Annotated in this window: 18 protein-coding genes; 8 read left to right on the top strand and 10 right to left on the bottom strand. The window is 38.0% G+C overall.

Features of this window, described 5'->3' with window-relative positions:
- Position 1: 1 nt before the first annotated feature.
- The 6 genes from vasI to AACQ49_RS17275 all read left to right on the top strand — a co-directional run bounded on the left by vasI (position 2) and on the right by AACQ49_RS17275 (position 9,358).
- Positions 2–652, top strand: coding sequence for a type VI secretion system-associated protein VasI (gene vasI, locus AACQ49_RS17300; RefSeq protein ID WP_004244612.1), 651 nt, complete (start codon positions 2–4; stop codon positions 650–652).
- Between the two features lie 5 nt (positions 653–657).
- Entirely contained in the window at positions 658–2,121 is a 1,464-nt protein-coding gene (gene tssA, locus AACQ49_RS17295) for a type VI secretion system protein TssA (RefSeq protein ID WP_004244611.1), read from the top strand.
- Between the two features lie 2 nt (positions 2,122–2,123).
- Entirely contained in the window at positions 2,124–5,672 is a 3,549-nt protein-coding gene (tssM, locus tag AACQ49_RS17290; RefSeq protein ID WP_004244610.1) for a type VI secretion system membrane subunit TssM, read from the top strand.
- Positions 5,673–5,721: 49 nt separating this feature from the next.
- Positions 5,722–7,065, top strand: coding sequence for a VasL domain-containing protein (locus tag AACQ49_RS17285; protein WP_223307218.1), 1,344 nt, complete (start codon positions 5,722–5,724; stop codon positions 7,063–7,065).
- Positions 7,058–8,794: a type VI secretion system baseplate subunit TssF gene (locus AACQ49_RS17280; RefSeq protein ID WP_004244608.1), complete on the top strand. Its 1,737-nt coding sequence runs from the start codon at positions 7,058–7,060 to the stop codon at positions 8,792–8,794. The genes AACQ49_RS17285 and AACQ49_RS17280 overlap by 8 nt, the downstream gene beginning before the upstream one ends.
- Positions 8,795–8,884: 90 nt before the next feature.
- Positions 8,885–9,358 carry an Hcp family type VI secretion system effector gene (locus AACQ49_RS17275; RefSeq protein WP_004244607.1) on the top strand — a complete coding sequence of 158 codons (474 nt, stop codon included), beginning with the start codon at positions 8,885–8,887 and terminating at the stop codon, positions 9,356–9,358.
- A 92-nt stretch (positions 9,359–9,450) separates the two neighbouring features.
- On the opposite strand, the gene AACQ49_RS17270 is transcribed toward AACQ49_RS17275, so the two are convergent.
- The 4 genes from AACQ49_RS17270 to aphA all read right to left on the bottom strand — a co-directional run bounded on the left by AACQ49_RS17270 (position 9,451) and on the right by aphA (position 13,802).
- A complete protein-coding gene (locus AACQ49_RS17270) occupies positions 9,451–10,101 on the bottom strand; it encodes an MBL fold metallo-hydrolase (RefSeq protein ID WP_004247640.1) in 651 nt (216 codons plus the stop codon).
- A gap of 49 nt (positions 10,102–10,150) precedes the next feature.
- On the bottom strand, positions 10,151–10,699 hold the full coding sequence (locus AACQ49_RS17265; protein WP_004244605.1) for a YcbK family protein: 549 nt from the start codon (positions 10,697–10,699) through the stop codon (positions 10,151–10,153).
- Between the two features lie 331 nt (positions 10,700–11,030).
- A complete protein-coding gene (gene ldtD, locus AACQ49_RS17260) occupies positions 11,031–12,746 on the bottom strand; it encodes a L,D-transpeptidase (RefSeq protein ID WP_161779190.1) in 1,716 nt (571 codons plus the stop codon).
- 342 nt (positions 12,747–13,088) lie between these two features.
- Positions 13,089–13,802, bottom strand: coding sequence for an acid phosphatase AphA (aphA, locus tag AACQ49_RS17255; RefSeq protein WP_004247637.1), 714 nt, complete (start codon positions 13,800–13,802; stop codon positions 13,089–13,091).
- 405 nt (positions 13,803–14,207) lie between these two features.
- Between aphA and catA the strand changes: the two genes are divergently transcribed.
- On the top strand, positions 14,208–14,861 hold the full coding sequence (gene catA, locus AACQ49_RS17250; protein WP_004247636.1) for a type A chloramphenicol O-acetyltransferase: 654 nt from the start codon (positions 14,208–14,210) through the stop codon (positions 14,859–14,861).
- 281 nt (positions 14,862–15,142) lie between these two features.
- Here the strand turns inward: catA and mukB are convergent, their stop codons facing one another.
- Genes mukB through cmoM form a run of 4 tightly spaced genes read right to left on the bottom strand, consistent with a single transcriptional unit; the run spans position 15,143 to position 22,414 of the window.
- Positions 15,143–19,600 carry a chromosome partition protein MukB gene (gene mukB, locus AACQ49_RS17245; protein ID WP_161779189.1) on the bottom strand — a complete coding sequence of 1,486 codons (4,458 nt, stop codon included), beginning with the start codon at positions 19,598–19,600 and terminating at the stop codon, positions 15,143–15,145.
- Positions 19,597–20,328, bottom strand: a complete 732-nt coding sequence (mukE, locus tag AACQ49_RS17240; protein ID WP_004247634.1) for a chromosome partition protein MukE — start codon at positions 20,326–20,328, stop codon at positions 19,597–19,599. Before mukE ends, mukB begins: the two co-directional genes overlap by 4 nt.
- Positions 20,309–21,631 (bottom strand): chromosome partition protein MukF, encoded by a 1,323-nt coding sequence (gene mukF, locus AACQ49_RS17235; RefSeq protein WP_004244597.1) that lies wholly within the window; start codon positions 21,629–21,631, stop codon positions 20,309–20,311. The genes mukE and mukF overlap by 20 nt, the downstream gene beginning before the upstream one ends.
- A 9-nt stretch (positions 21,632–21,640) precedes the next feature.
- A complete protein-coding gene (gene cmoM / locus AACQ49_RS17230) occupies positions 21,641–22,414 on the bottom strand; it encodes a tRNA uridine 5-oxyacetic acid(34) methyltransferase CmoM (protein ID WP_004244596.1) in 774 nt (257 codons plus the stop codon).
- Positions 22,415–22,793: 379 nt separating this feature from the next.
- On the opposite strand from cmoM, the gene elyC reads away from it, so the two are divergent.
- A complete protein-coding gene (elyC, locus tag AACQ49_RS17225; RefSeq protein WP_017827043.1) occupies positions 22,794–23,624 on the top strand; it encodes an envelope biogenesis factor ElyC in 831 nt (276 codons plus the stop codon).
- A 123-nt stretch (positions 23,625–23,747) separates the two neighbouring features.
- Here elyC and kdsB read toward each other — a convergent pair whose 3' ends face one another.
- Positions 23,748–24,509 carry a 3-deoxy-manno-octulosonate cytidylyltransferase gene (kdsB, locus tag AACQ49_RS17220; protein ID WP_004244594.1) on the bottom strand — a complete coding sequence of 254 codons (762 nt, stop codon included), beginning with the start codon at positions 24,507–24,509 and terminating at the stop codon, positions 23,748–23,750.
- Between the two features lie 4 nt (positions 24,510–24,513).
- Positions 24,514–24,693: a Trm112 family protein gene (locus AACQ49_RS17215; protein WP_004244593.1), complete on the bottom strand. Its 180-nt coding sequence runs from the start codon at positions 24,691–24,693 to the stop codon at positions 24,514–24,516.
- Positions 24,694–25,080 lie beyond the last annotated feature (387 nt).

Below are 25,080 nucleotides of genomic sequence, written 5' to 3'. Positions count from 1 at the left end.
AATGAACGTATTGAAAATCTTTTTCTGCACATTACTCCCTTTACTCTTCACTTCACCGGGAAAGGCCGAAAATAATCTTAATCAGAAAATGATTGAGGAATTAACTCAATGCCGTTTGGAATCATCTCAGCTAATTCGTTTAGATTGTTATGACAAAATTGCGCTTTCTTCAACATCTTCCTCCAATGCACTGCCTGATGTTACTCAAATGGGTAAAACATGGCGCCAAGCAACAGAGCATGAAATGAAACGGACGGGAAACAGTGCAGGTTTTCTCGTCTCAGTACCAGAAACCGGTGATTATCCCGTATTAATGACCATTCCAGCGATTGGCTTTCAACCGCCTCGCCCCATCTTAATGCTGAGCTGTATTGATAACATTACTCGGATGCAAATTATCCTGCCAACAAAACAAGATGCTGGCAGTGTGATGGTTTCAACGGATAAAACACAATTTACTGCAGAATGGTTTTTACGTGAAAACGGTTATGTATTGGAATCAAGCCGCGGTATACCGGGCATAGATGAAATTAAACGCTTGTTAAATGCTGAAAGATTGACATTGAAATTATCTAATAACGAAAAACTCACCTTCAATATTTCAGGTATTTCACAACAAATAATCCCTTTAAGAGCGGCTTGCCACTGGTAGAAATCATGATGAACAATACTTCTTATGCATGGAAACAACAGCTACTGACAGCGCTTGATGAACAGCAAGTCAGTAGTGCTGTCAATGATAATGATGCCGACTGGGAATATATTGACAGTGAAATGATAAAGTTCGGCTCACTCAGTCATGGTCAATTAGATATTAAAGAGATCCAGCGTCGCTGTTTACACCTATTTGAAACGCAGACTAAAGATTTTCGGATCTTAGTCCATTTATTACGTACTTTACAGCATGCTGGAGAGCCAAAAGAATTAGTATTGGCAGCACAGATCCTAACTGATTTTAATCGTCAATATTGGCAAAGTTGCTACCCAACCAATATGAAATTGAAATCACGTTTAGCCAATCAAGTTTTGAAACGTTTTGAAACAGCGAGTGAGAGTTTTTGTCATGCAGCCAACAGTGCGATGCGTGATGATATTCTAGGCTCGTTCGCCTTTCTAGCGCAATTTTGGCATGAACAAAGCCCGGCACTTGCAGAACAAATTGATGATTTAAGCAGAGATTATAATCGTATTGAAAATAACGATGCGCCGATTATTGTTGCTTCACCTGCCGAGAAAGAAGAAAAAGTACAGACTCCGCCGGTTAGCGAGTCTATAGAAACACCGACAAAAAATAGCTTAACACCAACTATTAACGTTAACCATCAAGATGAAAGACAATGGAAACAAACATTACTTCAAGTAGCTGATGTTATCTGCCAACAAGCCCCTGAAAGTTCAGTAGGATATCGTATACGGCGTTATGCAATTTGGCACGCTATTACGGTCTTACCTCAAGCTAATGCTCAAGGTAAAACGCCTTTAGCCCCCGTATCAATTGACCGTGTAATGGATTACAAAGCTCAACTGACTCAAGCGTCCATTACGCTATTAAACAATATTGAACAGAGTCTCTCACTCTCTCCTTACTGGTTAGAAGGCCATATGTTAGCTGCACAAGTAGCAGCTAAATTAGGTTATGGGGAAGTAGAAAGTGGCATTATTGAAGAGTTACGTATTTTTTTAGCGCGTCTTCCTGAACTTGTTAACTTGCACTTTTCGGATATGACTCCCTTCTTTCCTGAAAGTGTACAACAGTGGTTAGAGCAATATAACCAAACTGAAAACGGTCAATTGCCACCATCGAATACAAATACTGCGATCCTAGAGCAAGAAGTCTTGCAATGTTATGAACAACAAGGTCTTGAAGCAGCCCTGAAGCTTATTGAATTAAACCTTGCTAGCAGATCAGAGCCTAGAGATAGATTTTATGGACAATTATTGTCTGCACAACTATTTGAATTGTCAGGTATGGATTATATGGCTACACAGTTATACCAACAACTTAATACCTCTGCCTCACATTATTCACTTGCAGATTGGGAACCCAACTTAATACGACAACTCATGCAAAAAATAGACAAAAAGACAGAAATAACAATGACTATGGATAGGGATCAATAATAATGAAATTACCGGTTTTCTCCATTTCAAACATTACGAGTTCGGTAAAAAAACTCTTTTTTGCTGATAAATCTAAAATTGCCTCCTTTTTGCTATTTTTATTGGCATTACTTCCCGCTTTGCTCATTATTTGGATCTGGTGGTGGGGGCCAACATTTCGTTATCAAGATTCCATACCGTTTAGCGAGGTCACCACACGTTGGTTAGCAACCGTCGTTATTGTATTGCTTGTTGTGAGTTGGATTGGTCTAGCAACATGGCGTCGAGTTAAAAAATTGGAAGCATTAAAACTTGATGTCGAATTGGCTGTAGTTGATCCGGTAAGACAAGATCTTGATTTTCAAAAACGTTATTTAAACTATTGGAAATCACAATTTATTCGTCACTTAAATGGTCATACTAAAGCGGTTTATTTACGCCCTTGGTATTTTGTTTTAGGAGCTAACCAAAGTGGAAAGCATAGCTTATTAAAAAATACGGTAAACCCATTAGATATTGCGCCTAGCGACAATATTGTTAACGAACAAAATATTGCATTAAATATTCAATGTCTATTAACCGACAATGCTGTACTTTTTGTCCCTAATGGTGATCTATTAACCCAACCGGCAAATCAGGCTGATAAACCTCAACTTTATCACCGTTTGTGGGGCGATTTACTCAATTGGATCAAAACTAATCGCCCAAGACAACCAATGAATGGCATCGTCTTAACTGTCGATACCCTATCGTTATTAACCAATAGTAAGGAGCAAAATAGTCAGCTACTTGCTGATTTACAAATGCGTATTGAAGAAATACGCATGACATTTAATAGTCGCTTGCCTTTATATATCGTCTTAACCAAGCTAGATCTATTACGTGGTTTTGACTCAATGTATCAATCATTAGATGTTCAACAACGTAATGAAGTATTAGGTGTTTCTTTCAACCAAAAAGCAAAAAGTAATTGGAAAAAGGAATTAAATCATTTTTGGTCACAATGGGTAGGCCAAATGAACAGCGCATTACCAGAAATGATGCTACAAAGAGCAGAAGGTAACCAGCGTAGTGATCTATTTAGTTTCGTGCGCCAAATTGAAGGGTTACAACATTCTGTATGCACATTAATTGATGCATTGCTCATCAATAATGAGCAACATAATATCTGTTTAAGAGGGGTTTATTTAACTTCTGCATTGCAAATCGGTCAAATCGATGATGTGTTTAGCCAAACAGCGTCCGAACAATATCATTTACCGACAGCACCTCTTACTACATGGCCAATTAATGATAGCCACCCTTATTTTACTACCCAATTATTTAGTCAAGTGCTATTTAGTGAGCCTAATATTGCAGCAGAAAACCATTATTGGGTTAAAAAACATCGGACTCGCCTATTAGTCACCACTGCTGTTAGCTTTGTCGGCTTAATCGCAATTTGGAATGGTTGGAGCCACTATTACGACAAAAACTATCGTGCTGGAGAAAACGTTCTTAATGAGGTAAAAGCATTCCGTGCTATTGAGAACAATGCTCAAAAAGATACTGATGGTAGCCTACAATTACCGGTGCTCAATCCATTACGTGAAGCAACCTTAGCTTATGGTAATCATCGTGATAAAAATGTGCTCTTTTCTGATATGGGTCTTTACCAAGGTCAAAAAGTTGGCCCACAAGTTGAACAAGTCTATTTACAACTACTCACCGATCGCTTTTTACCTGCGGTTATGTCTGGGTTGTTAAATGAACTTAACAGTGCCGATAAAGGAAGTGAAGATAAGTTAGAGATATTGCGTATTATGCGCATGTTAGAAGATAAAAGTGGCCGTAATAATGGCATGGTAGAAGATTTTATGGCTGATTATTGGAGCCAACTGTTCACTGGTCAACGTGAAAAACAACTGCAACTAAAAGCCCATTTGCGCTATGCCCTTGAGCACACAGATTGGAAACAAGAGCGTGAAAAAGGATTTGTTTCAGCCACTAAAGCCTTTATGCCTTTTGCTGGACCTATAAAAAATGCACAAGCAGAGTTAAGTGTATTGTCACTTTATCAGCGTGTATATCAAGCCTTACGCTTAAAGGCTAATCAAGAGCTTTCAGCGCCTTTAAATTTACAACATCAAATTGGCCCAAGTTTTAATACGGTCTTTACGGCTATTGATGATGATAAATTAGAAATTCCACAATTCTTAACGCGCTCAGGGTTATTAAACTATTTTATCCGCCAAAATGATAAATTGGTCGAGCTAACATTACTTGATGCTTGGGTTCTTAATCTAACCACCAACACACAATATAGTGAAAGTGATCGTAAAGAAATTCAGCGTCAAATCAGTGAACAATATCTTAGTGACTATACGGCTCAATGGCGTAATGCCATGAGCAATTTAGAAATTCGTCAATTTGATTCAATACAAGATGAAATTACCGCTCTTGAGCAAATTATTAGTGGTGAACAACCATTACGCCGAGCATTACAAGTTCTACGTGATAACACGGTTATTCCAACTATTGATGAAAATTTACCACTTGATGAACAAAAAACACTGATGGCTGAGCCATCTTACCGTTTATTAACCCGCTTAGATCGCGAATTTACTCCTCAAACTGAGATATTAGTCAGTAACCAAGGGGAAAATTTACAGAATCTGAATCAAAAACTAAATGACTTACATCGTTACCTATTGGGGATCCAAAACTCTCCAGTGCCGGGGAAAGCGGCGCTTAAAGCAGTTTCGATGCGCTTAAACGATAATAATCGCGACGCTATTTTTGAGCTATCACAAATGGCGAAAACATTACCAGAGCCGCTTAACCGCTGGGTCGATGAGTTATCAGTGCAAGCATGGAATGTGGTCCAAAAAGAAGCTATTCGTTATATGGAAGTTGAATGGAATGAAAATGTTGTCAAACAATACAATACTTATATTGCCGGTCGCTATCCATTTAACCCAGCAGCTAAACAAGATGTTCCTTTAAGTGAATTTGAACGTTTCTTCAAACCAAATGGAACATTAGATAGCTTCTATCAACAAAATCTGCGTTTATTCGTTGAGAATAACTTAGTCAACGATAGTGATAGCCAATCATTGATCCGCGCTGATGTATTAGCACAAATTGAAATAGCCAATCGTATTAGAGAAACCTTCTTTAATGCCCAAGGTAATTTAGAAGCACAATATGCTATTGAGCCACTGTCATTAAGTGGTAATAAGCGTCGTAGCATCTTAAATCTTGATGGACAATTGATTGATTACGCTCATAGTCGCAGCCATGTGACACACTTGGTATGGCCAAACTCAATGCGTTCCAATATTGAAAGTAAACTGACTTTAGTGCCTCTTTCCGGTGATAAATCGCCACGTTCAATCAGTTTCTCTGGGCCATGGGCACAAATGCGATTAGTTGATAATGCAAAACTCATCAATATCAAATCTAACTCATTCGATATTCGCTTCACAATCGACGGTGGTGATATGACTTATCGAGTTATAGTTGATGAATCTAATAATCCTTTCTTCGGTGGATTATTCACAAAATTCCGTTTACCTGAAACGCTTTATTAATGTGATTTCCCCCACTTTATAGTGGGGGAATAAAAGGATGTTGAGTGCGATGAAATCAGAAAGTTTAGTGATTAAAATTGGGGGATCTCCACTTGATACCCCTGAATTTATTGCCCTGAAAACCGAATTTAATAAATTGAGCCACCCTGCTCGACCAGAAATAAGTTGGACACTTATTGAGTCACTTTGCTTATCCCTATTTAAAAATCATGGTATCGACCTACAAAGCGGTGCTTACTATACCATTGCAAGATTACAACAGCATGGTTTAAGCGGTTTTACTGAAGGATGTGAGTTATTAGCAAATGTTATTGTGACTTATTGGGATAGCCTGTGGCCGGAAAAGCCAAATCAACGTACAGAGGTATTAAACTGGTTTAATACCAAAGCCAGCGCTTTATTAAGACAACAATCCTATCAAGCAAAAGATCTACGATTAATCTATCGTTCAGAGCGCGCGTTACAGTTAATAATCGATAAACTGGCTAAAACAACTTGGGAAAAACTGCCTAAAATTGAAAACTTACTGTGGTTTTTCCAAAACTTAGCCAAACAAATTGAAAAGCAAGAAAAACAGACGCAACAAGATAGTGCTGAACCCGTTAGCGTACCGCCATTAGTCTGTATTCAACAACCGTCGAAAACAACAGACAAAGCAGCCCCCACTTTTGTGATTGAAACACCTCAACCCGCCTCTTCTTTCACTGTAGTAGCAAAAAAAATGAGTGCGACCCGAGGTTTTATATGGGGCTGTGTGCTCAGTTGCATACTGTTTTTAGCTGTCGGATTTGGTGTACATCTCTATTTAAAACAAGAGATGAATGCGATTACTTCAATACCTGAAGGTGCGGCTGCCAAATGGTTGTTTAAACCACAGTTAAATAGCTACGAGTATCATTTAGCATTATTAGAAAAACGTTCTCCTCTTTCTAATTTACGGCTAATTGATACGATGCAAGAAAAAGCCAAAAACGCTTGGCCTACAGATGCAGAGCAAATTTATTTTACACGTAATTGGCAAAATCTTTATCAAACGCGCTTAGAGAATATGCCAATTAATGATAGCTGGTCTGAAACCGCGACATTATTACAACAACTTTCTAATAAAATAGTTCAGCAAGAACGAAATAGAGGCAGTTTTACACTCTCTTATCTAAAAACGGCAATTTATGATATTCAAAAACAGCACAATAAAGTTGAGCCAATCGAAGAAAAACTGCGACAACTCGCTGTACAAATTGAAACAGGGCAACCTATTTCTCCTGCAACTCTCAATAATATTGATAATAAAATTAATGGGTTATTAGCTCGTTATTATGATTTACAAAAACAAGCTGAACAACAAGGTTTAAAACCCGGCTCATATTCATCTTTTGGATTAGATCATGAGTGAAATTAAATATATTAAAGAAAAGCAGTACTTACAAAAACTGTTCAGTGAGTATGCAGATAAAGCGCCACATTTAGCGAGCGTACTTGATCCTCAAGATCCACAAACAAGTTATCTCTTAGAAGGCTTTGCTTTTTTATCTGCTCGTTTACAAGATAAAATTGATGATGCTTTTCCTGAGATCACATTACCCCTACTGCAACGACTAAATTCCCAAGCCATTAAAGGGCTACCATCAACAACAATTATCCAAATTGACCAAAGTGAAATTCTCCCCTATCCCATGGAGATTAATGAAAAACATTTGGTGATTGGCGACAACGGGGCACAATTTAGTTTCTGCCATAATTTCACCATCATGCCTTATAGCATTTTGGATAGAAAAATTACTCAGCATCCAAACCACTCTTGTATCTCTCTTGAAATATTATATCGTGGTGATGTGGAATTAACTCAAACAAATGCACTTAATGTTTTTTTAGGGGAAAATAAAACCACCTCAGACATTTTATTACTCGCATTTAGTCAATACTTTGAAAAAATTGAGGTGGTACATAACGGTGAACGTTATGAAGGCGATCCTCTTAATTATGCTTTTGAACCCAAAATTGGCAATGACTATAAAATCTTCCCACAGAAAAATAACTCATTTTCTGCGCCACAACGTTTATTAGAAGGTCTTTATTTACCCCATGTTCACCATTTTATTGAGTTAGATATACCACAAATAGTGACTCAATTAGATTGGAAACAACAGCAGCGGTTTGTTGTGAATATCTATTTCAGTCAGCAACTTCCTTTAACTCAAGAAGAGTGTAATCAGAGCTTTTTTTTAAACTGTGCTCCAGCGATTGATAGTGAAGCAAAACATACACTTTTAATTGATTTTAAAAAGAATAAATCAAGTTATTTACTCCCTATTCCAACCCATCACTATTTGGCCGATCTTGATAAAATTGAGTTATCACTAGAGCCTCATGAGCTAGCGCGTGGCATATACTGTCATTTTTATCCTACGACAGAATTAACCGCCGCCTCTCGTTTAATGCCCCAATTTCATAAAGCCATTTTCTATTCATTAACAATGGAGAAAAATATTACTGGGCATACACTTTATTATTTGAATTTCTTTGATAATAAAGGTGATCCTATGGTCACACCGCCTAGTTTACATTTTGCATGTGTTTATATTGGCTTTGAACAATATAAAAGAAATGAGTTAGGTCTATTAAATAAACACAGCGAAAAAATGCCTGATGCAGTAAAAACGGGAAATATCACATTATTATCATCTTGTTATCCACCTATTGTAAATAATCACCATTTTTGGAAATTGTTATCTCATTACAGTGCTAATGGTTCAATGTTAATGTCATTAGATACTATTAAACATATGATTTCTGATTATATTCTTTACCGAGATACTGATAGGCAGATCACTCGAAAATGTGAGCGATTATTAAATGGACTCGTTGAACTAAAAACACATTTATATGACTATATTTTAAAAGGTAAACCCTATCGTTGTTTATCTTTATCGCTATTCATTGACGAAACACAATATGAAAATAGAGGTGAAGCTTTTGTCTTTACTACACATCTTTACCATTTTTTCCCGTTCTGTTTATCTGAAAATATGTTATTGGAAATGTCAGTTACACTCAATGATCAGAAAAACACCACTTGGTATTTATCTCCCTCACCACTAAGGGGCTATAAATCAATGATTTAATAATTAGTAGTATTAACTATGGCACATAATAAAAGTGTTTATAAAGTTGATAATATCATATGAAGAAATATCAAAAAGGAGTTATAAATAATGGCTAATTCAATATATTTAAAGATAATAGGGAAATCTCAAGGTGATATATCTAAAGGGTGCTCTACTTTAGGATCTATAGGCAATAAATATCAGCACGGACATGAAGATCAGATATTTGTGTATTCATTTGATTATGATTTAACTCGAGCACAAAATTTAAATCATTCTCCTGTGGTAATTTCAAAACCTATAGATAAATCTTCACCCTTACTTGGGGTTGCAATAACAAATAATGAATTATTAGAGTGCGAGCTAGAATTCTATAGAACAAGTTCAAACGGCAATCAAGAAAAGTTTTATACCATTAAGCTAACAAAAGCCAGTATTACCAATATATCGGCACATTACCCTAATTCACTGACGCATGCAGATGCCCAGCCTTATGAAGATATTACTATTCGATATGAAAGTATCTCTTGGAACCATATTTGTGCAGGAACATCAGGTTATAGTATCAGCAAAAATATTTAATTTTACCGACGATGAGCGATATCATTTTTAATTTTTCATCTATAAAAAAGCCCTTTAATATAAAGGGCTTAAAGAGTTTGCTTTATTTTAAATTACCAAATGGGCATTTCATCTTGTAAGAAAGGATTATATTGACGCTCATGACCTAAATTAGACATAGGGCCATGGCCGGGGATAAATAGATAATCATCACCTAGTGGTAATACTTTATTTTTGATAGAAGCTATCAGATCGGCATGATTACCACGAGGGAAATCAGTACGACCAATACTTTCACGAAATAATACATCTCCCATCGAGATAAGTTTATTTTGGTGATTAACAAAAATAATATGGCCAGGTGTATGGCCCGGACAATGTAAAACCGACAAAGTAATGGTTTTACCAATAGTGACAGTATCCCCTTCATTTAACCATTGATCAGGCGTAAAAGATTTTCCACTGGGGAAGTTAAACATACGACACTGTTGTTCTAAATCTTCAATAAGGAAGTTATCATCTTTATGTGGCCCATAAACAGGCACATGAAAATGCTCAACAATTTGAGCTGTTCCTGCTACGTGATCAAAGTGACCATGAGTTAATAGCACTTTAGTCAACTTTAATTGACGTTGTTCAATTTCTGCAATTAATGTTTCGACATCACCACCGGGATCAACAATGGCCGCTTCTTTGGTATCATCACACCAGATAAGGGTGCAATTTTGCATATAATTTGTCACAGGTATAATGTGATACATCATAGCTTACTCCGCGCTTTCTTAATCTATATCTATTTATTTATTACATAGATTACCATGAGCGCACGGGTCCTGTATCGATATGAACAAAATTACTTCGTGGATAATAACCCACTCCTCCCGCTTTCATTCTTAGTGCTACTTGGCGTACTTTAGATAAATCTGTACCTACTAAACGGAAATCCATTGCTTGACCACGGGTATGATAGCTTTTTTTCGCAACACCGCTGGTGTGTTGACGTAGATGATTATTAGTCGCGAGTGAACGATAACCCGAAATAAGTTCAACGGCTTTATTGTTGTTTAACATCACCTGTAACAGATAGATTTGATCAAATAAGGCTGGATCGATAGTTTTAACTTTATTTTGACGGTGATCTCTAAAAAGATGATTTAGTCTAGCAAGCTCTTGTTTATTATAACGTTTACCATCAAAAAACTCGGCTTTAATAGTTTCACCAGTATTTAAATTATTAAAGCGAAGAATTTTCGGTCGGGGAGTTGCTAATGATGCAAATGCATGTGAGGGAAGTAAACCTAAACCAACAGCAGCCATACCAAGGCCTAACCACTTACGACGATGTGAATCAACAATATCCATGATAGCTACACTCAAAATAATGATAGAAGGAAGAACAGACCTTTATTATGACAATATTTTTCTTGAATTGTTGCTTATTGTTTGTATAGATTTGTAAACATATCATTGATATTATTTTATAAAAGTTTATGTTTTATTATTAATAATAGCCGTGTTAGCAATTAACATTTTATTAATATTAATGTTATTTCTAAAAATAGATTAAAAATAATAGCTATTTTTTAAAATTTATTAATAAAACTGAATAAAATTATTTTATCTTACTGATTTTTATAAAAAATAAAGAGCAAGCATAATGCTTACTCTTTATTGTTGTTAGCCATCTGTTCTATTACAAATATTTCTTAATATTCTCTAAAAAAGAGGTTGCATTATTAATGCTTTGGTCATAATTATAAATATCTGCTCGATATTGAGGGGCATTTTCTTCTGCTACCCAAGCTGTTTGATAATATAAATAGACAGGGATACGTTCTGGAATTGGTGCATATTGTGTTGAACCTCGTTTTAAGGCTGCATCAATTCTATCTTGTTTCCATCCTGCATCACCTAATAATATCGTCGCTAATTGCGCCGCTTTATTCACACGAATACAACCTGAACTAATTGCTCGCATATTTTTAGTAAATAAATTGTGGTTTGGTGTGTCATGCAGATAAATCGCTTCAGAGTTTGGCATATTAAATTTATATCGGCCTAGGGAGTTAGTTGGCCCAGGGGCTTGCCAAATGCGATATGGAAAATTAGCCGCAGAGATGTTTTCCCAATCTATATCATAAGGATTGATTGGATAAGCGTCATTCCCCCACCCTGAATAAATCGTATAACCTTTACGGCTAAAATAACTAGGATCAGCCTTTCCTTTTGGAACTATATCTTTACGCGTCATACTCGTAGGTACATTCCAAGGCGGATTAACCACAACATTATTAAGCGCACTACTCATAATGGGGGTTTTTCTATCTGGTCGACCAACAATCACTTTTGAATCTAAAATCAGTTGATTATTAGCATAAAAATAGAGGGAGTAATCAGGAATATTGACCCAAATTCCAGTGTCACCAATAGGTGGGGTTAAACGTAACCGCTGTATATTTAATGCCATAATTCCAGCACGCTGTATTGGTGTCATATTTAACCAATTACGCGTCTGTCTACCAATAATACCGTCAGTTTCTAATCCATGGGCCGCTTGAAACGATTTTACAGCAGCAATTAAAGGCTCATCATAAATCGTTGTTGCTACTTCTTGCTCATTTTCAGCCAATTGAGGCAGTAAATTTAAGTTACGCAATATTTGTCTTAATGCAATAACTTCTTCTGCCGATTGGTTTGGCTTTAATGAATTTTTCCCTTCCATGACGGGCCAAATAACCTCTTGATGAAGCTGTTTGCGCACTTCCTCTTTCATTAATGGATAGTAAGGGTGTGAGGGTGCAAAGGAGACGACAAAGCGCCCTAAGGTATTTTGTTGTAGATTGAGTTGGAAATGCTCGACAGCTTGCACAGTCGGTGCCGGTAATGCTTGTATCGCAGCGCGATATAACAGTGTTGTTCCTGATTGATTAATCTGTTCAACAAAGCTGATATAACCTAAAAAAGCGTCAGATAAAATAATATCTCGTGCTTCTGGCGTTAATTGTGCTGTTTCTAATAGCGTTAACCAACGTCCAAATTGTGGTTGAATTCCAGTTAAGGCAACCTCTGCCAGTTGCTGTTCTAGTTGTTTTGTAATTTGTTCATCTTGCCAAATCAGTGCTAAATCATTGCTTTGATAAACATCCACGAGTTGCTTAAAGTAAAGTGGTTTATATTCGCTTGGTAACCAAGATTGTAGTTTAGTACTAACTTCCTGCTTACTCACTAATGGTGAATTTAATGTATCTTGTGTTGCCACATCTTCTGTGAATGCGGGTACTAATGCAGGTGTTTCTGATGTGAATAGCGGTGGCGTTTCACTTTCTGAGGCAATAGCATTATGCCCTGAGAGAAGTGTGCCTATTACAACCGAATACGTTATTGCTCTTTTAATTGCTTGTTGCGCCATAGTCCTCAGTGCCTCATCCCTTGTTATTATTTTGCTATCGTAAAATATTAGATGAGTTAGACAAAGAGTTTTATAGGAATAAACTAATATTTGTAAAGTTTTATAAAATCTTTTCAACAATAGGCATTTAAATCATCATAAAAAGATGTTTAATACACTTTTTATATTAAATAAGAGTATAAATACTAAATACTCACAATGCCGTGCACAATAAATATTCAAATAGAAAGTATATAGATTTAATCTATCATATGGTTCTATTTTGTTCTATAAAGAAACCCAAAATGAAAAAGGCGTAGTTTCCTACGCCTAACAAATAAAGGTCAACAGCACAGAGACAGATTAGTACTCTGAATTGATAACCACTTCTTCACCAAATTGTCCCGCTTTAGGTAACGGCTGGTAAGAAGAGTTAGCAGCACGTAAGATACGGATCCCACGGATATTTAGCTCATCAGCTGCTGCGATATCAGCATCTGCATCACCGTAGTAAATTTTCAGTTTGTGATCGCGCATCCAGCTTACTTTGTTATTTGCGCCAGGTTGGTCACCGGCAAAAATAACAGGTTGCATTTTGTCTGCAGGAATATTTAAACCTTCTTGAACATATTTAGTCACAGTCTCTGTTTTAGTCTGTGTACGACCGGTAATGAAATAAACAGTATCACCGCGTTTTAAGTGCATCTGAACAAGATCGATACCGACTTGTTTAGGCATACTGAATTTATCCCATTCGTTGTTCATTTTTTCCCAGAATTCTGGGTTTTTCAGATAACTGAAATCGTTTGGAGAATATTCCAGTTTACCACGATAAAAGCCTGGGCTTGAGAACAGAACGGTGTCATCAATATCAAAACCTACCGCCATTGGTGCTTGGCCTTCTAAGCTTTTTTCAATTTCTGCAACAGAAACCCATTTAATTGGTTGCTGATGTGCAAGTTCAGTAACAGTAACCCCTGGGCTAACAACTTCTGGCATATGAACTTTTGCCATTGCTGCGCCATTTAAACTTAACGCCAACGCAATTGCACTAAGAGTAAGTGTGACTTTACGCATTCTCTTTCCTTTAATTTTTATATTAATCACAGAAGGTGATAATAATAAACATCATAATTACATTTAAATGAGATATAGCGCACGTTATTTTATTTAGGCTGGTACTCTTTTGTTAGTTTACTTTCATTTTTTGATCTATCTAACACTTTGAAAAAAGAAAGCACTATCTACGAAAGCAGATAGCGCCGTTATTATCTAAGTCGTTCCCAAATGAACACATCAATGACTCTGTTATTTTTGAAACATTTTTTGGTAAAAAATAAACATTTTAAAATTAGCCAAGAAAAACCTATTACCTATCATAGGTTATGGGTTTATCTACAGATAGAGGTTCGAAATTGTTTTAATAATTTATAAGTAATATACAATTAATTTAAATTTGGATTAGAAAATAGGAAAGCTAATATGGACACAAAGCGCGTGGGATATACTGTTGTTGATCTATCCCAATGGGGACGAAAAGAACACTTTGAAGCATTTCAGTCTTTTGCTCAATGCACCTTTAGCCAGACCGTTCAACTGGATATTACTTCATTATTAAAAACCGTAAAGCAAAATGGGTACAAATTCTATCCGACATTTATATACATCATTAGCCGATTGGTAAATAAACATGCAGAATTCCGCATGGCAATGAAAGACGGGGAATTGGTGATATGGGATAGTGTTAACCCTGGGTACACTATCTTTCATGAACAGACCGAAACATTTTCATCTTTATGGAGTTATTACCACAAAGATATCAATCAATTTTTGAAAACTTATTCAGAAGATATAGCGCAATACGGTGACAATCTAGCCTATTTTCCAAAAGAATTTATCGAAAATATGTTTTTTGTGTCAGCAAATCCTTGGGTAAGTTTCACCAGTTTTAACTTGAATGTGGCGAATATAAACAATTTCTTTGCCCCTGTATTTACAATAGGTAAATATTATACGCAGGGAGATAAAGTTCTGATGCCACTAGCAATTCAAGTGCATCATGCCGTATGTGATGGCTTCCATGTAGGCAGATTACTCAATGAAATACAGCAATACTGCGATGAGGGATGTAAATAATCAATGGGACTTAAAGCACATGTTTTTGTTCCACTCAAACCTGTCGCTATCCTCTGTTTCCACTTTTATTGATTATTTTAACATCGATATAAATTGATGAGGGGCATTTAGTACTTCCCTTTTTATTGAGGGGTCACGCTATAAAATTTGTACACTGATTTGTACTAATAACGGTGATAAAAATACTAAATGCCATTAACACTCATGAATAACCAAAATATAAAATAATGAAAACAATAAGTTATATTTAAGGTTGTTCACTTACTCATCATGATCCTTCATCAACTATCTGCAATATTTTCGGATAAAATGTTATCTTTTTCACTTTGTTGCCCAAAGCCTTTTAATCCGACCACATGAACATGCTCGCTTCCATTAAAGACTTTACGCACTAATTTATAAGTTGTGCCTTTTTCTGGACTAATATTTTCTGGTGCAGCAATGATAAGTTGCATATCAAGTCGTTCACACAGTTCAAACAGGGTTGCGATAGATTTCGCATCTAAACGTGCGGCTTCATCAAGGAAGAGCAAACGACAAGGCGAAATATCTTTTCCTCTTAAGCGTCGTGATTCTTCTTCCCAACTTTGAACCACCATCACTAAGATAGACATACCTGTACCAATGGCTTCCCCCGTTGATAGCGCACCACTTTCTGCTTTTAACCAACCTTCTGGCCCACGATTAACTTCAACTTCCATCTCAAGATAGTTACGGTAATCAAGTAGCTCTTCACCCACCGTTTGTGGCATACGCTGACCAAAATCAGCCTGTGGATTTAAGCGTTGATACAGTTTTGCCATCGCTTCAGAGAAGGTTAGGTTTTGGTTTTTAAACAGATCTTGATATTGGCTATCTTCTTCTTCCGATAATACATCCAGTAAGATTTGATGGCTTTCACGAATATTAACGTTTAACCGTACACCACGAACCTGACCAAAGGAAACCGCTTGTAAGCCCTGATTTAGCATGCGAATGCGATTTTGTTCACGTTGGATAGTTTTACGAATAATATTTGCCACACTGCGAGAGCTGATCGCCAGTTTTTGTTCACGACTGGTTAGCTCTTCGGTTAAGCGAGCTAATTCAATTTCCATCTGTTCGATAGCATCAACCGGATCATCGGTTTTGATAATATCTTGTCGAATGCGTTCTCTTAAATGTTGGTAAACCGCAATAAAGAATTGGACTTTACGATCAGGGTATTTTGCGTCTTCAGAGCGACGTAATGCATCCCGTAAATATTCATTATCCGCCACAGCCTGACGTAACGCACCTAGCGCCTTATCCGACATTGAACGTAACTCATCCGCTGAAAGATAGGCAAAGTCACGACGATGTAAACGGCGCTCCATACCATTTTCTTTCACTAAACGCATAACAGCACACCAACTGGCTTTAGCGCTGACGACGTGCTCACGCATTTGGCCATAATCACGTTCTAATTTGCGAATTTTCTTCGCCATATTTTCACGTTCAGCTTCACTAAGCGCAATATCACGCTCAAGTTGGCTAATACGCGTACGGTTAGCACTCACCGCAGCATAACGTTGATCACGTAACTCTTTGGCTCGCGCTTCTGCACCCGCATCAATTTGCAAGCCAGTCTCTTTCATCTCTTGCTCAAGCTCTCTTAATAGTTCTGATTTGGTATCAAAAGAACTTTTTAGTGAGGCTAGTACTTGATTAAACTGATCACATTGTGCCTGCTGTTGACGATATAACTCTCTCGCTGTCGCTCGCTCTGTTTCAGCCATTTCTAAACGACGACGTAATTTTTCATTAAGATCGTTATTTTCACTGACAATTTCAACCGCATCGCTATAACTAAAATGTGGACGACGCTGAACCACTTCCACCAGCAAAAATGCTTGTTGTTGATAACGTTGCTGCTCTTCTTTTGCGTATTGATAATCTTGTGTTAATTGATCATGCTCTTGTGGATCGCTTTGTAAAATCGAGGCTATAGGCTCTAACGCAGTTAATGCTTTCTCATGACGCTGTAAATAACGCATCGACTCTTCTGCGTTATAAAGCTCTTCACGTAGCTCTTCAACACGATCAATTAATGTTTCGTCCAATAATAAATTGACTTGAGGAATGAGTTTATTTAATAAATTGAGCGACTCTTTGGCTTGCGCATAATGCTGACGTTGTTGCTGAGTGCCCTCTTCATATTGTGATAACTCGCGCTCTAATTCATTACGACGTTGATTTAATTGGCGAATATCTTCTTCAGGATCGGCATCAAATGCCACTGAAATATGTTGCCCAACAAATTGGCTAAATGCATGGTGTGCACGTTGAATTTTCTGCACATCAAAGGCCTGTGTAGCATATAGCTCTGACAGCTCATCTCGTTGACGGGATAATATTTCTAGCTGGTTTTCTCGTGCTGCACGGCCAAATAATGGAATTTCTGGATAACGTGAATAGCGCCACTGCCTATCTGAACTTTTAATAAGTACCGCTTTTTCCATCTCTTGGGCATTAAATACGCTATCATCAAAGGATTGTGGATCACCTTCAATAAAATAGAGATCTTCCGGGCAATCTTCTAAAGAAGCTAACTGCTCTTCGATCGCACTGAGATCTTGTACCACAATCGCATGGCGCGCAGGTCCATATAATGCTGAGAAATAAGGCGCATCATCTAAGGTGATATCATCGTAAATCTCCGATAATAAAACCCCGTTAAAGCGTTCTGCTAAAGTAATTAATCGGCCATCTTCAGCCCCACTAGGCTGACTTAATCGTTCAATTTGAGCTTCAATTTGCTGTTTGCGAGCAGCGGTTTCATCACGCAAAACCGTGGCTTCACGCTCTTTCTCAAGTAACTGTTGCATATATTCAGTAACTTGATTGCTTGTTTCAAAAGATTGATGCGTTTGTTCACACAGTTGCGTTAAAGCATCTTGTGCAGCAAACCAAACTGGCGCTTGTTTTCTTAATTTTTCAATTTGTTGTTTTAGTTGATCAAGCTCTTGGCGCATTTGCATACGCTGTTCGCCAGAATCACTAACATAATCGCTCAGCTCTTCAATCTTTGCTTCTAGCTCTTCTTGTAGAGTAAATAGATCATCAGGCTCAACATTTTTGCCATACTGTTTATTAAACTCTGCAAGTTGACGTTCAGCATTATTTCTTTGCTGTAAACGTTGCTCTAATTCAGCTAATTGCATCCGAATAGGGTGAACACGATCGGCTTGATGGCGATGTGATGACCATTCACGTAATGCGCTTTTAGCCACACTCCACGCATTTTGACGCTCAACTTCCCCAACAATCGAGGTGATCAATTTATAGGCTTGATCAAATTGCGTTTTGGCCGCATCAGAAACACCGAGTTTCTGCTCCATAGAAAGTAATGAATGCGTGATGGATTGAATTTTTGCTTGAATACGTTCAGCCCATAGCTCGGCATTGGTTTCATCTAAATCATCAATGCCACATTGTGCTTTCGCACGCTCTAATGCTTGTACCGCCTGACGATATTGAATAGCTCGGGTTTGTTGAACATCTAACGCTTGTTGATAATCTGCCAATTGACTTTTCAGTTCATCAACTTCTTCTTCCGCAGATCCAACTCGCGCTTCCAACTCTTCTTTTTTTGATGTTGCTTCTTCAACAACTTCACTTTGCTCTTCTAAACGGAATGTGATTTCTTCAACATCCGCAACATAGCGATCGATTTTTTCTTGTTGGCGCACCGCATTTTGTACAAGATTAAGTCTATCACTGGCGGCTTGATAATCTGTTTCCAAATCAGCCGATAACGCTTGTTGCTCTTCTAACTCTTTGCCCATTTCAATAAAGCGATAAGCTTCATTGTTAATCGCTTTACGCTGATCCCACAACTCTTTACGTAAAGATAGAGCCTGATCAAGGTGTACTCGTCTTTCATTAGCATGACGCATATAGTCCGCTGCAACATAAGAGGTCGCTTCGGTGACTAAATGTTTAAACAGATCACGATCGGATTGAGTGACCCGAATAGCTTCTAAGGTCATGCGGTTTTCACGTAATGCCCCTTCCATATCTTGGAAGGCTTTTCTTACTCCGCTATTTTCAGGTAATAAATAGTCGCGTAAAGAGCGAGTGATGGCACTTGAAATACCACCATATAATGAAGCTTCAATAAGACGATAGAATTTTGCCCGATCGCTTGCTGAGCGTAAACGTTTCGGAATAACCCCTAAATCAAAGAGTACAGAGTGGAAATCAGTAATCGAGTTAAATTGTCTAAAAACAACGCCTTCTATCGCTTCTACTTTTTCTTTTAATTCATTAAGTGGTAGAACACGTGCTTGGCGTCCATCGACAGCTTGCGTCAAAATTTCTGTTGGATTTTCAGCAATAGGTAGCCCTTGGATCATAAAAGGTTTGATATCAACCTTTTTATCTCGTCCGGCAACTTGTTGTAAGCGTACGCCAACGACAGCTCGTAAATGGCGGGAATTAATCACATCTAAAACAGCGTAACAAACTCCCGGGCGTAATTTCCCATATAATCCTTTATCACGAGAGCCACTGGTTGAACCGGCTTCAGTGGTATTTCTAAAATGAAGTAAAGTCAGGTCGGGGATCATCGCGGTAATAAAAGCCGCCATGGTGGTGGATTTACCCGCTCCGTTACCACCGGATAAAGTCGTGACTAATTCATCTAAATCAAAAGTACGAGCAAAAAACCCATTCCAGTTGATCAATGTTAATGAGCGAAATTTTCCTCGTTCAATCATTTATTTTCTTCCTCTGCATCATCATCTTCACTGGACTCTAATTGTTCATCTTCCTGTTCATCGTCATCACTTGGCTCGCTATCTTGCTCTAGTGGCATAGCTTCACCATCGCGGATCATACGCATTTGCGCTTCAAGAGGAGAGTCACCACTACGCACATCAGCACCAAAGCGAAACACCGATTCAGTAATTGAAAAACGTTGCGTATCATTGGGTAAAAACGAAATCATCCCTAAACGACGTAGTCGGTTAAGTGACGTTCTCATTTTCTCTTGCAGTTTTTGTAGGTCTAAATCCGATCCTGTTGAGCGTTGATTAACTAAGCGTAACAATTTGCTTTCATCAGCCAGTGTACGTAATTCATCAAATAATTCTTGTACAGTGAAGATCCCCTGATTAGCTAATCGCTCAGGGCTAAGGTAGAGATAACAAAGAATTTTGCCGACCAACATATCCATTTCAGAAAGCACTGAACGAGGAATAAGCGTCGTTGAACGGGGGCGTAAGTAAAAAAAGCCTTCAGGTGCTCGAATTAATTCGACATTATAACGCGCATAAAAATCTGTTAACTCATCTTGAAAGTCCATCAAAAAAGCATGGTTATCTAGTGAGTCTATACCAATATGTCGACCTGCACGTAGCTGACTATCCAGTTCAGGAAAAAGTGAATTCGCTAATGCCTGTGCTAATTTAGCTGGTATAAATTGTTCAGTATGTATCGATGACATGCGCTTGTACCTTAGCTCCATATTCGTTAATTTCTGCCCATTTTGCTGGCAATCCTGCAAGTTCAGCTTGCGCGACACCTAATCGTACCGCTTGATCAATGACAATCCGTGCCACATCAAAATGCTTCTGTTGTGGATAACGATTAAGATACTCAACTAATACTGAACTGAGATCTAACGCTCGTTGTTCTAATTTATAAGCAGCCAGCTCTTGTTCAACCCATTGAGCAATTTGTTCATTTACTTCACTGAACATTTGATATTCCAGCTCTTCAGGCAATTCCCCGGTCACTTCTTCATCTCGCAACACAAGCTCTTCATCACGCATATCAAATAGCCTATCCGCATTAGCATAAGTTAATGCCCATGGGCTGTCGAAATAGTTTTGTACGGATTGGCGTAGGCGACGTGAAAAAATACGGTTTTTATCCATATCTATCGCCGTGCGAATAAATTTATGCACATGCCTATCGTAACCTATCCATAAATCGATAGATTGCTGTCCCCAACTAATAATACGGTCAAGTTTGCTTTGTAACTCAAAAACTAAAGTATCTATTTGGTCGACATGGCCTGAACTCATATTCGCTTCTTGAATACGTAATAGATTCGCTTGTAATTTGTCCCCTGCCGCTTCCAGTGTGTCTTGTAACTCTCTTAATGTCCCAGAGGTTTCAGATAGTAATTGTTCACAGTTTGAAATGGCAGCTTGCCAATCTTGGTTTAATAGTGCAGCAATATCTTCTTTAACGATATTTTGCTGTTCATCCATAATGCGTTGAGATAAATCGATGCTATCGAATATCTCAGCCACCGAATATTTTAATGGTGCAAAAACATTACGATGCCAATGGTATGCATCACCACCTTCTTCTGCAGCACTTGCCGCTGAATCTAACTCACTTGCCACAATTGACAGCTGCATCGACAAGCGTAGTGATGAAAACTCACGTTGACGAATGTAGTAATCACTGATGCCAATACCTAATGGCGTTAAACGATATATCGCATTACCTTCTACCAGTTCACTGGTAAAACGGTTAAAAAGCCGCTGCTTGACCATATCATTAATGGCATTATTAGCACGAACTTGTATTGATTCTGCGGGTTGATCAAAGCCTTTACACACCTCTCGAAAGGCATCAATCAACTCCCCTTCACTCATCTCGCCATCAAGGCGTTCGCTGTTTAATACAGCAACTGCCATCAAAAAAGCTAACCTTTCCGGTGGCAGTGAAATAGAGAAATCATTTTTTCTCGCCCAAGACACTAACTCAGGAACGGTCTGGGTAAAATCACTCATAGTACATCCTTAATTTACACACTTTTGTGCCATGACATGAATGTAACGCCCCAGACTGATATAGGGCTCTTGCCGACAATAGCGTTGCTCTAAGGCAAGCAACGCTGGAAAATCTTTATTTTGCAACTGACGACTTTGCAAATAGTCATGAAAAACACGCACTCCCGTTTTTCCTAAAATCGTCATTGAAAATGACGCTAACCATTGATAAACATCCTCAGGTTGTAGCGGATTTTGTGGGGATAATGAGCGTTTTCTTCTGCGTGGTATTTCCGGATTTGCCAAATGGAAATTTCCCAAAATAGCATTTCTCATGACAATGCCATTCGCATTGTAAAACATTAACGATAGGATACCATTAGGAAGTAGCATATCGGTAAGTACATTTATGGCGTTTTTCTGATCTGTGATCCACTCTAATACGGCATGGAATAGAATTAAGTCAACACCATCATCTAGATGCTGGTTTATCTCTTGTGCTGCACAACAAATAAACGTCATTTGATTGACAACACCTTCATCAATAGCCGCTTCTTGTGCGCGGTTAAGCATCTCTTGTGATAGATCACATAAAATTATCTGGTGCCCTAATTTTGCCAGTTGTCTGGAAAAATAACCTTCACCACCCCCCGCATCTAAAATACGCAACGGACGATCAGGGAGTTGAGTTAATAATTGTTGTAAATCATCCCAAATCACCGCTTGGCGGATTTTTCCTTTTGTTGTGCCATAGATATTGCGAGAGAATTTATCAGCAATATCGTCAAAATTACGGTCTGACATTAAAACGCCTCATGATAACAACTTGTTACTTGCGCTCTTTGCATTCTGATAAATTCAAAAATATGAGACACTGTACTGAAGGTAAACAAAGACAACAATTTTACCAGTGTTCGATGATACTGGCTGTTTTCAATCACAAAATAAGCCATGAATCAGATTATTCGCAAAGCGCAGTATAAATATAACGCTTATTAATGAAAAAATTAACGCTCAAACGTTTATCGTTTTACAATTTCTAAATTAGTGAGTATTTCTGTTCGTTAGCATTTAGTAAAAACTATACTTATACGCTATTTTGACACAATGCTTTATCAATCCCCTAGTTTTCACTAGATTTTTACTCTCAGTTGCTGACATTTCACTCAACTTAGGAAGATTTATGCTGTTTTTGCTCAAAAAATATCTTGGTAGCCTAATCATGCCACTACCGCTGTTATTAATAATTGCTTTTTTTGCGCTTATTTTACTGTGGTTTACTCGTTGGCAAAAAACAGGAAAAAGCGTACTCACTATCGTGATTGTGTTACTTACGCTGTTAGGCATGCAACCTGTCGCAGATACTCTATTGATGCCGAGTGAAAAAGCGTATCAAGCACGTTATGAATTACGCGAAAACTCACCACAAGATGTTAACTACATTGTCGTTTTAGGGGGCGGTTTTACTTATAACCCTGAATGGGCACCTAGTGCTAACCTGCTAAATAATAGCTTATTTCGTGTTGCTGAAGGCGTAAGGCTTTATTATCGTTATCCTAATGCCAGCTTAATTTTTACCGGTGGTGCCGGCGTCAATAAAATAAGTAGCGCCGAAGTGGCTGCACAAGTTGCACAATCATTAGGTGTTCCAGCAGAAAAAACGATCGCCCTTTCTCAACCTAAAGATACCGAAGAAGAAGCGTATGAAGTGGATAAACTTATCGGTAAACAACCTTTTTTATTGGTGACCTCAGCAAACCATTTAGCGCGGGCAGAACGTTTCTTTTTAGCTAGAGGTATGCACCCTATTGTTGCACCTGCTAATCAGCTAGCCATTACTACCCCTCTGCATCCTTGGGAAAAATATACCCCTTCCGCGTATTATTTTCAGCATAGTGAGCGAGCATGGTATGAATTTATCGGCTCGATTTGGCAAACCATAAAACCTAGCGAACCATCTAGTGTAGAGGCGGTTGTTGAGAATAAAAATGAAGCTGACAATGGCATAAAATAGCGTATGAAGAATGAGATCATTAGGTAAAAAAATAATCAATCCTCTTTTTTATCGATGGTAGAAAACAACAACGGCACTGAATACCAGTGCCGTTAAACATTAATTTGCAATATACTGCAAATATTAGAACTCTTGGTTTAGTGCCCGAAAAGCGGCTCTCGCGGCAATTAAGTCATCTTGAGTATCAACCCCGACACCCGGTACTTCAAGCGCTTTTGCTACATGGATTTTCTCGCCATACCACAATACACGCAGCTGCTCTAACATTTCGATAGACTCCAATGGGCTTGGCTCCCAAGTAATATAACGACGAATAAAGCCTGCACGATAAGCGTAAATACCGATATGACGTAAGTAATGCTCGCCTATTTCATCATGAGAGAGATTAAAACGATCTCTTTCCCAAGGAATAGTGGCTCGAGAAAAGTACAGTGCAAAACCTTTCGCATCCATAACCACTTTTACAGCGTTAGGATTAAAGGCTTCTTTTGAGTCGACGATAGGCACAGCAAGAGTTGCCATACCTGCACCACAATTAGCTAAATTTTCTGCCACTTGCGTAATAATTGCGGGTGGAATGAGTGGTTCATCGCCTTGTACATTAACGATTATCTCATCATCTGCGAATTGATATTTTTCGATAACCTCAGCTAAACGCTCTGTACCTGAATGGTGGTCTTCACGGGTCATACAGGCTTCTCCACCCGCTTGTTCAACAGCGCGAACCACATCTAAGTTATCAGTTGCAACAATGACACGTTTAGCACCTGAACGCTTTGCTTGTTCCATAACACGAACAATCATCGGTTTGCCATGAATATCAGCAAGTGGCTTACCGGGTAACCGAGTCGACGCATATCGACCTGGGATAATGACCGTAAACATTAGGTTATTTTTCCTCTTCTAATGACAACTCTCTGGCTTCATTCTCTAGTAGAACCGGAATATTGTCACGAACAGGATAAGCGAGATGATCAATTTTGCAGATAAGCTCTGAATTTTCTTTATCAAAGATAAGTTTGCCATGGCAAACTGGGCAAGCAATAATTTCGAGTAAGCGGTGATCCATTTTGTCCCTCACAAGGGTTAATCATGTTATAGGATAAAAGGATATCATAAGGAAGGATCAGCGTTAATACTCTACACCGCGGGTTTGGTAATTATTCGCTAAATATTTTCTCTATTAATAAATTTACTATTTTCTTTTTCACTATAAGCAACAAAAAAGCCACAATAATGTGGCCTTTTATCGTTTTGTCTGCAACATCATTAATAAAGAATTACATTCCGCTTTTATTGATAATAATTTAACCTTTTTATTATCTTTATTGCATTCTAATTAACGTGGCAACCATTTTATATTACCTTGAGCAATCAGTGATAACGTCTTATTTTATCCTTTTTGCATCAACGTAATGATAGATTTTAATTAAATCAATAGGTTAAAACATGGTCT

It is taken from the genome of Proteus sp. G2675, assembly GCF_963886535.1.
In the GTDB taxonomy this organism is placed as follows: Bacteria; Pseudomonadota; Gammaproteobacteria; order Enterobacterales; family Enterobacteriaceae; genus Proteus; species Proteus mirabilis.
Note: the sequence above shows the minus strand (reverse complement) of the source record. Positions and strands in the feature narration are given on the sequence as shown.

What these genes read in the sequence shown, in the direction of transcription:
- vasI (WP_004244612.1), top strand. Translation starts at nt 2, where the DNA reads ATGAACGTATTGAAAATCTTTTTCTGCACATTACTCCCTTTACTCTTC.
- tssA (WP_004244611.1), top strand. Translation starts at nt 658, where the DNA reads ATGATGAACAATACTTCTTATGCATGGAAACAACAGCTACTGACAGCG.
- tssM (WP_004244610.1), top strand. Translation starts at nt 2,124, where the DNA reads ATGAAATTACCGGTTTTCTCCATTTCAAACATTACGAGTTCGGTAAAA.
- AACQ49_RS17285 (WP_223307218.1), top strand. Translation starts at nt 5,722, where the DNA reads ATGAAATCAGAAAGTTTAGTGATTAAAATTGGGGGATCTCCACTTGAT.
- AACQ49_RS17280 (WP_004244608.1), top strand. Translation starts at nt 7,058, where the DNA reads ATGAGTGAAATTAAATATATTAAAGAAAAGCAGTACTTACAAAAACTG.
- AACQ49_RS17275 (WP_004244607.1), top strand. Translation starts at nt 8,885, where the DNA reads ATGGCTAATTCAATATATTTAAAGATAATAGGGAAATCTCAAGGTGAT.
- AACQ49_RS17270 (WP_004247640.1), bottom strand. Translation starts at nt 10,101, where the DNA reads ATGATGTATCACATTATACCTGTGACAAATTATATGCAAAATTGCACC.
- AACQ49_RS17265 (WP_004244605.1), bottom strand. Translation starts at nt 10,699, where the DNA reads ATGGATATTGTTGATTCACATCGTCGTAAGTGGTTAGGCCTTGGTATG.
- ldtD (WP_161779190.1), bottom strand. Translation starts at nt 12,746, where the DNA reads ATGGCGCAACAAGCAATTAAAAGAGCAATAACGTATTCGGTTGTAATA.
- aphA (WP_004247637.1), bottom strand. Translation starts at nt 13,802, where the DNA reads ATGCGTAAAGTCACACTTACTCTTAGTGCAATTGCGTTGGCGTTAAGT.
- catA (WP_004247636.1), top strand. Translation starts at nt 14,208, where the DNA reads ATGGACACAAAGCGCGTGGGATATACTGTTGTTGATCTATCCCAATGG.
- mukB (WP_161779189.1), bottom strand. Translation starts at nt 19,600, where the DNA reads ATGATTGAACGAGGAAAATTTCGCTCATTAACATTGATCAACTGGAAT.
- mukE (WP_004247634.1), bottom strand. Translation starts at nt 20,328, where the DNA reads ATGTCATCGATACATACTGAACAATTTATACCAGCTAAATTAGCACAG.
- mukF (WP_004244597.1), bottom strand. Translation starts at nt 21,631, where the DNA reads ATGAGTGATTTTACCCAGACCGTTCCTGAGTTAGTGTCTTGGGCGAGA.
- cmoM (WP_004244596.1), bottom strand. Translation starts at nt 22,414, where the DNA reads ATGTCAGACCGTAATTTTGACGATATTGCTGATAAATTCTCTCGCAAT.
- elyC (WP_017827043.1), top strand. Translation starts at nt 22,794, where the DNA reads ATGCTGTTTTTGCTCAAAAAATATCTTGGTAGCCTAATCATGCCACTA.
- kdsB (WP_004244594.1), bottom strand. Translation starts at nt 24,509, where the DNA reads ATGTTTACGGTCATTATCCCAGGTCGATATGCGTCGACTCGGTTACCC.
- AACQ49_RS17215 (WP_004244593.1), bottom strand. Translation starts at nt 24,693, where the DNA reads ATGGATCACCGCTTACTCGAAATTATTGCTTGCCCAGTTTGCCATGGC.